Here is a 12429-nt window from a genome sequence, read left to right as displayed (position 1 = left end):
GGCGGGCCCCACCCTTGGGCCGCCCGCGGGGCCCGCTCACCGGCCGGTACGCATCATAGATACATGACGCATCCCAGCTCGCCGGTGCGCGCCACCGCGCCGTCGGCCGCGGAACGGGCCTACCGCCACCTCAAGCGGGCCATCCTGGAGCAGGTCCACCCGGGCGGGTCGCTGATCAGCGAGGGCGAGATCGCCGAGGCGGCCGGGGTCTCCCGCACCCCGGTCCGCGAGGCGCTGCTCCGGCTCGAAGCGGAGGGCCTCGTGGCGCTCTACCCCAAGCGGGGCGCGCTGGTCCGGCCGGTCTCCGCCCGCGAGATCACCGACGTCGTCGAGGCCCGACGGCTGGTCGAGCTGCACGCCGCCGAGCGGGTCTGGCCGCAGCGGCACACCCTCCGGCCGGTGCTGGCCGACTGGCTCGACCGGATGCGGGCGGCCCACGCCGCGGGTGACCTGCGGACGCTGATGGAGGCCGACCGGGCCTTCCACGCCAGCGTGGTCGAGGCGGCCGGCAACGAGATCCTCGCCGAGCTGTACCACCGGCTGCGCGACCGCCAGCTCCGGATGGGCGAGGCCAGCTTCCGGCTCTCGCCCGGTTGGGCCCGGGTGGCCCTGACCGAACACGCCGGCCAGCTCGCCGCCCTCGACGGCGACGACCCGCAGGCCTGGCTCGACGCCGTCGGCGGGCACATCGACAGCGCCGCGAGCGTCTTCCGGACCCTGCGGTGAGTGTCGCCCCGACCAGTGGGCGTCGGTCCGCCGGGCTGGTCTGGGCGGTCGCGCTCGGCGCGTACGTGGCGGCCGTGTTCCACCGCAGTTCGCTGGGCGTGACCGGGGTCGACGCCGCGCACCGGTTCGACATCAACGCCTCCGCGCTGGCCACCTTCACCGTGGCGCAGCTGGCCGTGTACGCGGCCATGCAGGTGCCGGTCGGGGTGCTGCTCGACCGGTACGGCTCCCGCCGGCTGCTGCTCGCCGGCGGCGCGCTGATGGTCGTCGGGCAGCTCTGCTTCGCCGTCGCCACCGACGTACGCCTGGCCGTGGCGGCCCGGGTGCTGGTCGGCCTGGGCGACGCGATGACCTTCATCAGCGTGCTGCGGATCGTCGCGTTCTGGTTCCCCGGCCGGCGCAACCCGCTGATGGTGCAGCTCACCGGCACCCTCGGCCAGCTCGGCGCGATCCTGGGCGCCGTGCCGCTGGTCGCGCTGCTGCACCACGCCGGCTGGACGCCGGCCTTCCTCACCGCCGCCGCGCTCGGCGCGACGGTGCTGCTGATGGTGGCCGCCGCCGTCCGGGACACCCCGCACCGCGAGCACGCCGGCGCGCTCGCCCCCGACCTGGCCACCGTACGCCGGGAACTCGCCGCCGCCTGGGCCCAGCCGGGCACCCGGCTGGGCCTGTGGACCCACTTCGTCACCCAGTTCTCCGGCGCGGTCTTCGCCCTGCTCTGGGGCTACCCGTTCCTGGTGCAGGGGCAGGGCCTGACGCCGACCGCCGCCGCTGCCCTGCTCACCGTGATGACCGTGGCCACCCTGCTCAGCGGCCCGGTGATTGCGCACCTCTGCGCCCGGCACCCGTTCCGCCGCTCGGTCGTGGTCTTCGCCATCACCGCCGGGACTGCCGCGGTCTGGGCTGTGGTGCTGGCCTGGCCCGGCCGCGCCCCGCACTGGCTGCTGGTCGCCCTGGTGCTGGTGCTCGCCGTGAACGGCCCCGGCTCGGTGATCGGCTTCGACTACGCGCGCACCTTCAACCCGGTGCACCGGATCGGCAGCGCCACCGGCATCGTGAACGTCGGCGGGTTCGTCGCCTCGATCCTGCTGGTCCTCGCGGTCGGCGCCGTCCTGGACCTGCTGACCCCGGCCGGGGCGGCCACCCCGACGCTGGACGCCTACCGCTGGGCCTTCGCCGTGCAGTACCTGCTCTGGGCGCTCGGCGCCGTCCAGGTGCTGCGCTACCGCAACGCCGCCCGCCGCCGGCACGCCGCCGAGGCCGTACCCGTTCCGACCGTGGCGGGCCGCTGACCGCCCCCGCCGGTCAGCGGACCAACCTGCGGTGGGTCAGCGAGTCCAGCACGAGGGTGAGACCGGCGCCGACCAGCCACGAGTCCTTGGCGAGGCCGATGCCGGCCTGGGTGGGCTTGAGGCTGCCCGGCTCGCGCAGGCCGGGCGTACGCACGTAGAGCTGCGCCAGCCCGGCCCCGAACGCGGTCAGCCCCAGCCCGCCCAGCAGGGACGGCACGAACGGGATGACCAGGGCGGCGCCCAGCGCGATCTCGCTGGCGGACAGCAGCCGGGCGAAGCGGGCCGAGTCGATCTGGCGGAACTGGGGGATCGCCCCGGCGGCCATGCCGTGCAGCTGTTCGGCGGCCTCACCCTCCAGCGTCCGCTTGCCGAGCCCCGAATTGAGGAAGAACGCGCCGATGACGAGCCGCAACGGCGCATGCGTGAGCTTCATGTCCACTCCCGTCCCGCGGAGAACCGTGCCCCCGCCTACCCCGCACCGGCCGGGATAACCCGCCGAACGGGGCTGTGTCCGCGACCCCGCGCGGCGGTAGGTTCGCGACAGGCATGATCGTGGGCGCAGCCGGGAGGACACCGTGAGCCAGGAAGTCCGGGGAGTCGTGTCGCGACGCAAGGGCGCGCCGGTCGAGGTCACCACCATCGTGGTACCCGACCCGGGGCCCGGCGAGGCGGTGGTGAAGGTGCGCTCCTGCGGGGTCTGCCACACCGACCTGCACTACCGAGAGGGTGGCATCAACGACGAGTACCCGTTCCTGCTCGGCCACGAGGCGGCCGGCGTGGTCGAACAGGTGGGGGAGGGGGTCACCGGCGTCGCGCCGGGCGACTTCGTGGTGCTCAACTGGCGGGCGGTCTGCGGCGTGTGCCGGGCCTGCCGGCGCGGGCGGCCCTGGTACTGCTTCAACACCCACAACGCCGCCCGGAGGATGACCCTCACCGACGGCACCGAACTCGCCCCGGCGCTGGGCATCGGCGCCTTCGCGGAGAAGACGCTGGTCCACGCCGGGCAGTGCACCAAGGTCGACCCCGCCGCCCGGCCCGCCGCGGTGGGGCTGCTCGGCTGCGGGGTGATGGCCGGGCTCGGCGCGGCGATGAACACCGGCCAGGTCACCCGGGGCGACTCGGTCGCCGTGATCGGCTGCGGCGGGGTCGGCGACGCCGCGGTGGCCGGTGCGGCCCTCGCCGGCGCGACCACGATCATCGCGGTGGACACCGACGCCCGCAAGCTCGACTGGGCCCGCAAGTTCGGTGCCACCCACACCGTGGACGCCTCGGCGCAGGACCCGGTCGAGGCGATCCGCGCCGCCACCGGCGGGTTCGGCGCCGACGTGGTGATCGACGCGGTCGGCCGCCCGGAGACGTGGAAGCAGGCGTTCTACGCCCGCGACCTGGCCGGCACGGTGGTGCTGGTCGGGGTGCCCACCCCGGAGATGACCGTCGAGCTGCCCCTGCTGGACGTCTTCGGCCGCGGCGGCGCCCTGAAGTCCAGCTGGTACGGCGACTGCCTGCCCAGCCGGGACTTCCCGCTGCTCACCGAGCTCTACCTGCAGGGCCGCCTCGACCTGGACGCCTTCGTCACCGAGGAGATCGCCCTGGACCAGGTGGAGGAGGCGTTCGCCCGGATGCACCACGGCGACGTGCTCCGCTCGGTGGTGGTGTTCCCGTGACCGCCCGCGTCGACCACGCCGTCACCTCCGGCACGTTCTCCCTCGACGGCCAGACCTTCGACGTCGACAACAACGTCTGGGTGGTCGGGGACGACACCGAGTGCGTGGTGATCGACGCCCCGCACGACGTCGACGCCATCCGGCGCGCGGTCGGCGACCGCCGGGTCGTCGCCGTCCTGGCCACCCACGCCCACGACGACCACGTCCGGGTCGCCCCCGAGCTGGCGAAGGCCACCGGGGCGCCGGTGCTGCTGCACCCCGCCGACCGGGTGCTCTGGGACATGGTTCACCCCGACCTGCCGCCCGACGGGGCGCTCGCCGACGGCCGGCGGATCGAGGTCGCCGGCACCACCCTGCGGGTCCTGCACACCCCCGGCCACAGCCCCGGCGCGTGCAGCTTCCACGCCGCCGACCTCGGCGCGGTCTTCACCGGCGACACCCTCTTCGCCGGTGGCCCCGGCGCCACCGGCCGCTCGTACAGCGACTTCGGCACCATCGTGGCGTCGATCCGGGACCGGTTGCTCACCCTGCCGCCGGAGACCGTGGTGCACACCGGGCACGGCGACGACACCACCATCGGCGCGGAGGCCCCGCACCTGCCGGACTGGCTGGCCCGCGGGCACTGACCGGCGCCGCGCGGGCTCGGCTCAGCGTTCCCCGCGCGGTTCCAGCACCGGCTTGACGTCCAGCACCGGCGTACCGTCCAGGGCCTCCAGGTCGGCGACGCGCACCCGCAGGCCGTCGACCGCCAGCACCCGCACCCGGTGCAGCCCGATCGGGTTGGGCCGGTGCGGGGAGCGGGTGCTGAACACCCCGGTCTCCGGCCGGCTCCGGTCGCCGCGCGGATGCACGGTGAGGACGTCCCGCCGGGCCCGGTCCAGCCAGGTCAGCACCAGCACCTCGGTGCCCGGCCGCAGTTCGCGCAGGCCCGCGCCGACGGCGGGGGAGAAGACCAGCCACGACTCCGGCGCGCCCTCGTCCCCCTGCTTCGGCGCCAGCTCCGGGTCGGTCAGCGGGGACTCCACCCGCCCGACCGGCCGCAGCTCGTACGCCCCGCTCACGCGCCCGCCAGCCGCAGGTGCAGCCGTACCGTGGTGCCCGCCGAGGTGCTGTGCACCAGCACCAGGTCGCAGAGCGCCTGCACGATGACCAGGCCCCGCCCGCCGATGCCGTCGTGCCGGGGCGCCAGCCGACCGGCGAGCGGATCGGCGAGCCAGCCGTCGTCGTGGATCTCGCACACCAGGTGTTCACCGGTGCGCCACACCTGGAGCACGCCGTCGCCACCGGCGTGCACGATGCTGTTGGCGGCCAGTTCGGTGACCGCGATCTGCAGGTCGGCCACCCGGTCCGGGTGCAGGTCGGCGGCCTCCGCGTGCGCGGTGACGAAGCGGCGCACGTCGGCCAGCGTGTCGAGGTCGTAGCGCAGCACGGCGACGGGGTCGGCCGGGACCGGCAGCGGCTTGTTGTGCCCGGCGACGACCTGCTCCGGCGCGAAGGTGGGGCTCGGGTGCCGGCCGGCCGAGTCCACCAGCACCGGGTGGGTGCGGCGGGCGTCCGCGAGCACCCCGGGGGTCAGCCGGGACGCGTCGTACGGGCAGAAAATGGCGACGTCCCGCTCGGCGAACGCGGCATTGATCAACGCTTCGTGCTGCGCGCACGCCGGCTGTTCCAGCTCGGTACGCTCCGCCCACACCGGCTCGCCGACGATCCGGACGCGCCGGTCGGGATGCCGGTCGAGAAAGGCCTGCAACACCCACGGGATGATCCGGCCCGGGTTGCGCCCCTGCACGGTCATGTCGGCGTACCGGACCCGGTCGTCGTCGGCGTCGACGGCGGCCCGGATCAGCGCCAACCGGTCCTGCGGGGCGGCCACCAGCACCGGCTCCCCGTGCGCCAGACCCTCATGGACGAAGGGCACCGTGACCGCCAGCAGCTCCGCCGCGTCCCGGTAGAACGCTCCCTCGTGGACCAGGCCGCCCGGTGGCGGCCCGGCCTCCTGCCCGACCGTCACGCCGGGGACGCCGGGTCGACGAGGTCGAGCAGTCGGCGCAACGCCGGACGGCAGCCGACCAGGCGCAGGCCCGACGGGGCGTTGCGGCGGGCGCGGGCCAGTGCGCTCGCGGCGCCGGCGTCGGCGAAGCGCAGCTCCGAGACGTCCAGCACCGCGGCGCGTTGGTTGGTGCCCGGACCGGCGACGTGGTCGAGCATGGCGGTGAACGCCCCCCGGTTGCTCCGGTCCACCTCACCCACCAGGCGCAGCCCGTGCGGGTTCCGCGTCCGGTACGCCCGCAGCATCGGTGCCCACGCCCGGCCGGCGTTCGGCCCGACGGTGGCCGGATGGGCGGCCGTGGCCGGCAGCAGGTAGTCGGTGGGGAAGAGCCGCCGGTCGTACAGGCACATCGCCGCGGCCTCACCGTCGAGGAAGAGCCGGTTGACCTCGGCCTCGTACCGGACGAGGTCGGCCACGGAGGCGCCCTGGCGCACCGCCCAGCCCATGTCCCCGACGACGCGTACCCCCGGCCGCTCCTCCCGGCGGGCGCGCAGGATCTCGGTGGTCAGGTTGCCGATCATCTCGTCCGGGGTGAACCGGCCCCCGGCGGCGTAGCTCTCCACCGCCGGCACGATCCGCAGCTGGCCGTCGGCCACCGCGGCCTGCGTGGGTACGCCCGAGCCGTCGAGGTGGGCCCGGACGGCGGCCGGCGGGACGGCGTCGGTGAACCAGACGACCTTGTGACCGAGGCGGAGACCGCCGGCGACGAAGCGACCGGCGGCGTGCAGGCCGCCGCCGCTGTCGTCGTCGTCCACCCAGCAGACGTGGTCACCCAGGTGGAGCTGGTCGACCACCGCGCTTGCAGTCACCCTCATCGCCTTCCGGTCGGCGCGCGCCCTCACTCTAGACGGCCCACCGACGCCGCCCAAGGTCGGCGGACGCCTTGTCGCGCCGGTGCCCGGCGCGCGGAACCGCTGCTGACACCGGACGAACGAATCCGGCCGACCGGGACCGTCCGGGATGGAGCGACGGCAGGAGGGCAACCAGCCGGGACGTCGGCGGTCGGATCTAGGATCGACCGGGTGAGCACCGACGACCGACCGCCGACCGTACGACAGCTGCGTCTCGTGGTGGAGGCCGAGGACTACGAGGCCGCCGTCGCCTTCTTCCGCGACGCCCTGGGCCTGCCGGAACAGGCCGCGTTCTCCGGCGACGGGGACGCCCGGGTGGTGATCCTCGACGCCGGCCGGGCCACGCTGGAGATCGCCAATCCGGCCCAGAAGCGGATGATCGACGAGGTCGAGGTGGGCCGGCAGGTGGCGCCGCGGATCCGGGTGGCGTTCGAGGTGGACGACGCCTCCGAGGTCACGGACCGGCTGGTCGCCGCCGGCGCCACCGAGATCGCCCCGCCCACCGTCACGCCCTGGCACTCGCTCAACGCGCGGCTCGACGCGCCGGCCGGGCTGCAGCTCACCGTCTTCCAGGAGCTGCGCGACCTCGCCGACCGCGCCACCCTCGACGGCTTCGGCACCGACCGCGAGAGCTGAGCGGCCCAGCCGCAGGTCCGGGCGACCCGGACGGCGGGTCGAAACCGGTCGACGGGTGCGCAGGTCGCCGCCGATACTGCTGCCCATGCCGGCCGCCCTTCGTCCCGTCGTCCTCACCCCGGCGCCGTCCGCCGCGTTGCGCCACGTCCGCGCGGTCGCGCTGCGGGACCGGCCGGCGGCACTGGCCACCATCGCCCGGCACCTCGCCGGTTCCGGCGCCCGCCACCGCCCCGAGCAGTTGATCGCCGCGATCGCCGGCGGGGGAGGACTGACCGTCAACTTCCACCCCGACCGGCTGCTCGCCGACGGTCGCACCGTGGCCGAGGCGCTGGCCGAGGAGGGGGTCTACCGCAGCCAGTTCGTCACCGGTATCTCCAACGGCGGGCTCACCGCGTACCCGGGTGGGGACCGGGACCGCTGGGAGGAGGCGATGTTCGGCGGGGCGTACCAGGCCCCGGGGGTACGCCCCGACGAGCGACCGGTCTACGGCGGGTTGAACCTGCTCGACCACGCCGACGGCGCCTGTCCCCGCTTCGGCTCCTGCCACCTGCGGCTGCGCCCCGAGGTGCTGGGCCGGGCGACGCTCTGCTTCGGCGACAGCCACCTGGGACCGAAGGACTTCGGCACGGTCGACGTGACCGAGCCGGTGCTGGCCGCCCTGCTGGAGGCGACCGCCGGCACCGGGGTCGGTCTGGGCGTCGCGGGCATGGACACCGCGCGCCTGGTCACGACGCTGCTGCGTCGTCGGGAGCGGCAGGCGTGGGCGCCCGGGGCCTTCGGCCGCGCCCTGGACGACTACGTCGAGGCGCAGGTCCACGGCGGCGTCGACCTGGCCCGGGATGTCGAGGCCATCGTCGTCGACCCCTCGTTCCGGGACACGGACAGCGGGCGCGTCCTGGCCGGGATCGCCCACCGGTGCGGGGTGGAACTGCTCTTCCACCCCGGTTTCGTGCTGCCGGTCGAGGATGTCGACCCGGACTTCCGGGGACCGGCCATCCCCCCGCTGGCCGCCCGGGTGCACGCCGAGTTCGGCACGCCGGGGGCGCCGGTCGACGCCGCGCTGATCGGCCGGGCGGCGGCCTCGGTGGTCCGCGAGCCGCAGCGCTGGGCCGACCGGGGGCCGATCGCCGACACCCTCCAGCACCTCAAGCAGCTCTGGCACGTCCTCGTCTGGTTCGGCACACCGCGCGTCTGACGTCCGGTTCCCAGCGCCCACGCCCGGCGTCGAATTCGCGCGGTGCCTGCGCCCGGCGTCATGTCCGTGGTGTTTGCGCCAGACGCCGGGTTCCGGGCGGCGCACATGTCCGGTTTGCGCCGCCCGCGCCGCCCGTCCCGTTCGGGGCGCCCGCGCCTGAAGTCCCGCCAGCGCGCCTTCGCGCGGGCCACCCGGCCTGTCGCTTTTCGCGCTGCGTCTCCGCGTTGGGGACCGGCCATCCGATCTTCCGAGTGACCCGCGCCGCAGCCCCCGCGGCCCCCGGCATTTCCGGAATGACCGACAAGTCAAGCTGGTTGTGTTCCCCGTACCGCCTGCAGGCAAACCGCGGCGGGCCTGGTAGTCCCCCGAGGGGCGCTCACTCGGAGCGCGTCGACACGACGAAAGGGCAACCATCGTGAAGTCCGACTTCACTCGATGGCTCCCCGCCATCGCGAAGAACCGCAACACCGCACTGGGCATCGCCGGCGTCGCCTGCCTGGGCGCCCTGGCGTTCGGACCCGCCGCTGTGGCCGCCCCCGTCACCAGCGGACCGCACGCCGGAGCCCTGGCCGCCATCGACCTGGCCACCGGCAAGAGCCGGCAGGGCGCCACGGTCGAGTCGGGGCTGACCACCGGCAGCGCCACCACGAAGGTGCCGGCGGGCAAGCCGAGCAAGGACAAGCTCATCCCGCACGGCGTGGAGGGTGCGCAGTCCCGCATCCCGCTGGACGACGAACAGCTCGACAACGCCAGGGCGATCATCGAGACGGCCAAGAAGACCGGGGTCGGCGAGCGCGGCGCGGTGATCGGCATCGCCACCTCGCTGCAGGAGTCGAAGCTCTACAACCTGGGGCACCTCGGCGTGTACAACGACCACGACTCGCAGGGGCTGTTCCAGCAGCGCCCGTCGTCGGGTTGGGGCACGCCCGAGCAGATCACCGACCCGGAGTACTCCTCGCGGGCGTTCTTCGAGGCGCTGAAGAACGTGCACGGCTGGGAGGAGCTGCCGCTGACCACCGCGGCGCAGACCGTGCAGATCTCCGCCTTCCCGTACGCGTACGCGCAGTGGGAGGAGCAGGCGGCGGACATCGTCCAGCAGCTCTGGTGACCTCCTGAAACGACACCACGACCGGCCGGTTCCCCTCACGGGGGCCGGCCGGTCGCGGTCTGTCGTACCCGAGGTCAGAGTTCCGGCGCGGTCTCCCGGCGCAGCTTCGCCGACCCGGCGCCCACCGAGAACCCGGCGACCCACCGGCTCGCGCTGCCGGCCCGGGTCCGGTCGGTCAGGTGGTACCAGTCCATCCGGCAGCGTTGCGGCGTCACCTCCAGCACCCCGTACCCGTGCCCGTCCAGCTCGGTCCACCTGACGTGCGGATTCGTCGAGCGGATCAGCCCGGCGCCGAGCGAGCTCAGCGGGTTGCCGGCCGGCAGCTTCAGAAAGTCGTTGAGGTTGTCGCTGGTCACCGACGGCACCACGAACTCCGCCGCGGCCGGGTTGGTCAACCCGGTGGACTTCGTGGTCACCTCGTTCGCCCAGGAGGTGTGGATGTCGCCGGTGAGGAAGACGACGTCGCGGGTCCCGGTGGCCCGCAGGTGGTCGACGAGCTCGTTGCGGTCGGCGTTGTAGCCGTCCCACTGGTCGGCGTTGAGCACCGCGCCGTTCTGCGGGATGCCGAGCAGCGTGCCCAGCGGCCCGAGCAGCCACGCCGGCAGCGCACCGACGTCCACCCGGGCCATCATGACCGGGTTGCCGACCAGCTTCCAGCGCGCCGTCGACGCCGCCAGGCCGGCCTTGAGCCAGGCCAGCTGGGCCTCGCCGGTGATGGTGCGGCCCGGGTCGTCCACCGCGGTGCCCGAGGCCTGCCGCGATCGGTACGACCGCAGGTCCAGCATGGACAGCTCGGCGAGCTGCCCGTACCGGAAGCGGCGGTAGATCGCCCCGTCCTCGCCCATGCGCACCGGCATCCACTCCTGGTACGCCCGCCGCGCCGCGGCCACCCGGTCAGCCCAGGCGCCCTCCGTGGCCGGGGTGTGGTTCTCCGCCCCGCCGGACCAGGCGTCGTTGGCCACCTCGTGGTCGTCCCAGGTGATCACCCAGGGCAGCGCGGCGTGCAGCGCGATCAGGTCGGGGTCGGACTTGTAGAGCCCGTGCCGGATCCGGTAGTCGGCCAGGGTGAGCACCTCGTGGGTCGGCTCGACCTTGCGGACCACCGTGCCCGCCGCGTCGAACTGGCCGGTGCCGTACTCGTACAGGTAGTCGCCGAGGTGCACCACCAGGTTCAGGTCGCCCCGGTCGGCGAGCCGCCGGTACGCCGCGAAGTAGCCGGCCTCCCAGTTCGCGCAGGACACCACGCCCATCCGCAGCCGGTCGATCGCGGCGTCGGCGGGCGGGGCGGTCATGGTCCGGCCCGTGGGCGACCAGCCGCCGCCGTACCCGAACCGGTACCAGTAGGTCGTCGCCGGCGCGAGCCCGGTGACCGCCACCTTCACCGTGTGGTCCCGGGCGGGGCCGGTGACCAGCGCGCCCTGCGCGGTCACCGTGCCGAAGTCCGGGTCTGTGGCCACCTGCCAGCTCACCTCCACGTCCGGGCCCACGCCGGAGCCGGGTGTCGCGTCGGGGGTCGGGGTGAGCCGGGTCCAGAGCAGGATGCCGTCCGGCAGTGGGTCGCCCGAGGCGACGCCGTGCAGAAAGGCGCCGGCGGCGGCGTGGGCGGTACCGGAACCGGCGAGGGTGGTGCCGGCGAGGACGGCCGTGCCGGCGGATGCGCCGGCCATGCGCAGGAGGGTACGACGGTCGAGGGTGTTCGTCATGGTCTATGTGTCTACCGTTACCCCCCGCCTCACCGCTGCCCCGCACGGTGACTGTTCTCCACTCCTTCTCTTGTGGTTACGTTTCGGAATTGTGTCCGATCTGGACTGACGGACCTGGCTCGCACCGGTCGCCTCGACCGCCGCCCGACGCGCCGCCACACCCCGTCGCGGCCGGTCTCGGCCACCTGCCTGCCGACGTCCTTTCCGAGGTACGCCCGTGTTGGTCTCCATCCCTGGCGAGATGTGGTGCGCCAGGGTCGGTGCCGGGCGGCGGAGACGCGGACGCTCGGCGCGAGTGCGTCGGTCTTCGTTCGGGTCGCGCGCGGCATCGACGCGACTTGCGGGGTGGTCGCGGCCTCTCCGACAGGTCACCGCGACATCCGGCGCGGCGGGAGGGATCGTCCCGGCACAGCGTCGGGTGTCCGTCCAGGCGGGGAGTACGTCCGCCTCGACGCGATGTCCGGTGGCTCGGTCCCGGTCCCTCTGGGCGACTTTCGCACCAGACCGGAGGGGCGATCGGGGCCGACCGGTATGTCCGGATCGTGGCGTGGTGCCGGACCTACTGCCCGCCCCCGGGCCTCCACAAACCGGATTGTGAGGGCGGGGCGGGCTGACCCCACCCGCCCGGTATGTCGCTTTTTTTGGGGGATCGGCTGTTCGGCATGCCGCCACTGGCGGCGTCGGCCATCCGGTTTGGTGCCGCAGGTGCCTGATGTCCGCACCGCCGCCTGACCCCGGGTGGAATGGCGGCCGGGCGAGTGTCGTTACATCCACTGGACGATCGCAGCAGCACCCCCGCTGGCCTGGCCCCTCGACGTGGCCGACCCGGGATGGCGGGCCCCGGAATGATGGCAGACGGCGGGTCGTTACATCACCTGGACGATCGCAGCAGCTACCCCGCTGGCCTGGCCCGATGACGTCGCCGGCCCGGGATGCCAAGCCCCCGGAATGATGGCGGGCCGAAGGTCGTTACACATGGTCCCGGCGCCGCGAGCCCCCCGCTCGCGATGACCTGCCGGACAAAGACCCCTTGTGAACTTTCGAGCGCCTGATCGTGGTGCTTACGCCGCCGGCACGTTGTCGATCCCCCGGTCGACTCGGTGGCGTCAACCCCCTGAAGGAGCTTCCTCCATGAACACGATGCGTAAGAGCGTTCTCGGTATTGCTGGTCTGGCTTTCGCCGGTGGCGTCTTCGCCGGCCCGG

Annotated in this window: 12 protein-coding genes; 7 read left to right on the top strand and 5 right to left on the bottom strand. The window is 74.0% G+C overall.

The window, feature by feature from the left end:
* The first annotated feature begins 63 nt into the window (after nt 1–63).
* Together V6U88_RS27520 and V6U88_RS27515 are read left to right on the top strand one after the other, a co-directional pair.
* A complete protein-coding gene (locus tag V6U88_RS27520; protein ID WP_334457369.1) occupies nt 64–726 on the top strand; it encodes a GntR family transcriptional regulator in 663 nt (220 codons plus the stop codon).
* Nucleotides 723–2018: an MFS transporter gene (locus V6U88_RS27515; protein ID WP_334457367.1), complete on the top strand. Its 1296-nt coding sequence runs from the start codon at nt 723–725 to the stop codon at nt 2016–2018. The genes V6U88_RS27520 and V6U88_RS27515 overlap by 4 nt, the downstream gene beginning before the upstream one ends.
* Before the next feature lie 13 nt (nt 2019–2031).
* Here V6U88_RS27515 and V6U88_RS27510 read toward each other — a convergent pair whose 3' ends face one another.
* Complete coding sequence (locus tag V6U88_RS27510) at nt 2032–2451, bottom strand: hypothetical protein (RefSeq protein WP_334457365.1); 420 nt, start codon at nt 2449–2451, stop codon at nt 2032–2034.
* A 142-nt stretch (nt 2452–2593) separates the two neighbouring features.
* Here V6U88_RS27510 and V6U88_RS27505 point away from each other — a divergent pair, with 142 nt between their 5' ends.
* Both V6U88_RS27505 and V6U88_RS27500 read left to right on the top strand, forming a co-directional pair.
* Entirely contained in the window at nt 2594–3682 is a 1089-nt protein-coding gene (locus tag V6U88_RS27505) for an S-(hydroxymethyl)mycothiol dehydrogenase (protein WP_334457364.1), read from the top strand.
* Nucleotides 3679–4308: an MBL fold metallo-hydrolase gene (locus tag V6U88_RS27500; protein WP_334457363.1), complete on the top strand. Its 630-nt coding sequence runs from the start codon at nt 3679–3681 to the stop codon at nt 4306–4308. The genes V6U88_RS27505 and V6U88_RS27500 overlap by 4 nt, the downstream gene beginning before the upstream one ends.
* A gap of 21 nt (nt 4309–4329) precedes the next feature.
* On the opposite strand, the gene tsaA is transcribed toward V6U88_RS27500, so the two are convergent.
* The 3 genes from tsaA to V6U88_RS27485 are packed head-to-tail and all read right to left on the bottom strand — an operon-like array spanning nt 4330 to nt 6541.
* Nucleotides 4330–4743, bottom strand: coding sequence for a tRNA (N6-threonylcarbamoyladenosine(37)-N6)-methyltransferase TrmO (gene tsaA / locus V6U88_RS27495; protein ID WP_334457362.1), 414 nt, complete (start codon nt 4741–4743; stop codon nt 4330–4332).
* Nucleotides 4740–5693, bottom strand: a complete 954-nt coding sequence (locus tag V6U88_RS27490; RefSeq protein ID WP_334457361.1) for a sensor histidine kinase — start codon at nt 5691–5693, stop codon at nt 4740–4742. Before V6U88_RS27490 ends, tsaA begins: the two co-directional genes overlap by 4 nt.
* The gene (locus V6U88_RS27485; protein ID WP_334457359.1) at nt 5690–6541 is read right to left on the bottom strand and encodes an MEDS domain-containing protein; all 852 of its coding nucleotides are present in this window, start codon (nt 6539–6541) and stop codon (nt 5690–5692) included. The genes V6U88_RS27490 and V6U88_RS27485 overlap by 4 nt, the downstream gene beginning before the upstream one ends.
* A 213-nt stretch (nt 6542–6754) precedes the next feature.
* On the opposite strand from V6U88_RS27485, the gene V6U88_RS27480 reads away from it, so the two are divergent.
* The 3 genes from V6U88_RS27480 (at nt 6755) to V6U88_RS27470 (ending at nt 9522) form a co-directional block, all read left to right on the top strand.
* Nucleotides 6755–7219, top strand: a complete 465-nt coding sequence (locus V6U88_RS27480) for a VOC family protein (RefSeq protein WP_334457358.1) — start codon at nt 6755–6757, stop codon at nt 7217–7219.
* Nucleotides 7220–7304: 85 nt separating this feature from the next.
* Nucleotides 7305–8414: a DUF3626 domain-containing protein gene (locus tag V6U88_RS27475; protein ID WP_334457357.1), complete on the top strand. Its 1110-nt coding sequence runs from the start codon at nt 7305–7307 to the stop codon at nt 8412–8414.
* Nucleotides 8415–8829: 415 nt separating this feature from the next.
* On the top strand, nt 8830–9522 hold the full coding sequence (locus tag V6U88_RS27470) for a hypothetical protein (RefSeq protein ID WP_334457356.1): 693 nt from the start codon (nt 8830–8832) through the stop codon (nt 9520–9522).
* A 74-nt stretch (nt 9523–9596) separates the two neighbouring features.
* On the opposite strand, the gene V6U88_RS27465 is transcribed toward V6U88_RS27470, so the two are convergent.
* A complete protein-coding gene (locus V6U88_RS27465; protein WP_334457355.1) occupies nt 9597–11225 on the bottom strand; it encodes an alkaline phosphatase D family protein in 1629 nt (542 codons plus the stop codon).
* Nucleotides 11226–12429: the final 1204 nt, after the last annotated feature.

Source organism: Micromonospora sp. CPCC 205739, assembly GCF_036906795.1.
Classification (GTDB): Bacteria; Actinomycetota; Actinomycetes; order Mycobacteriales; family Micromonosporaceae; genus Micromonospora.
The sequence above is the reverse complement of the archived record's forward strand: the minus strand, read 5'-3'. Positions and strand labels throughout refer to the sequence as shown.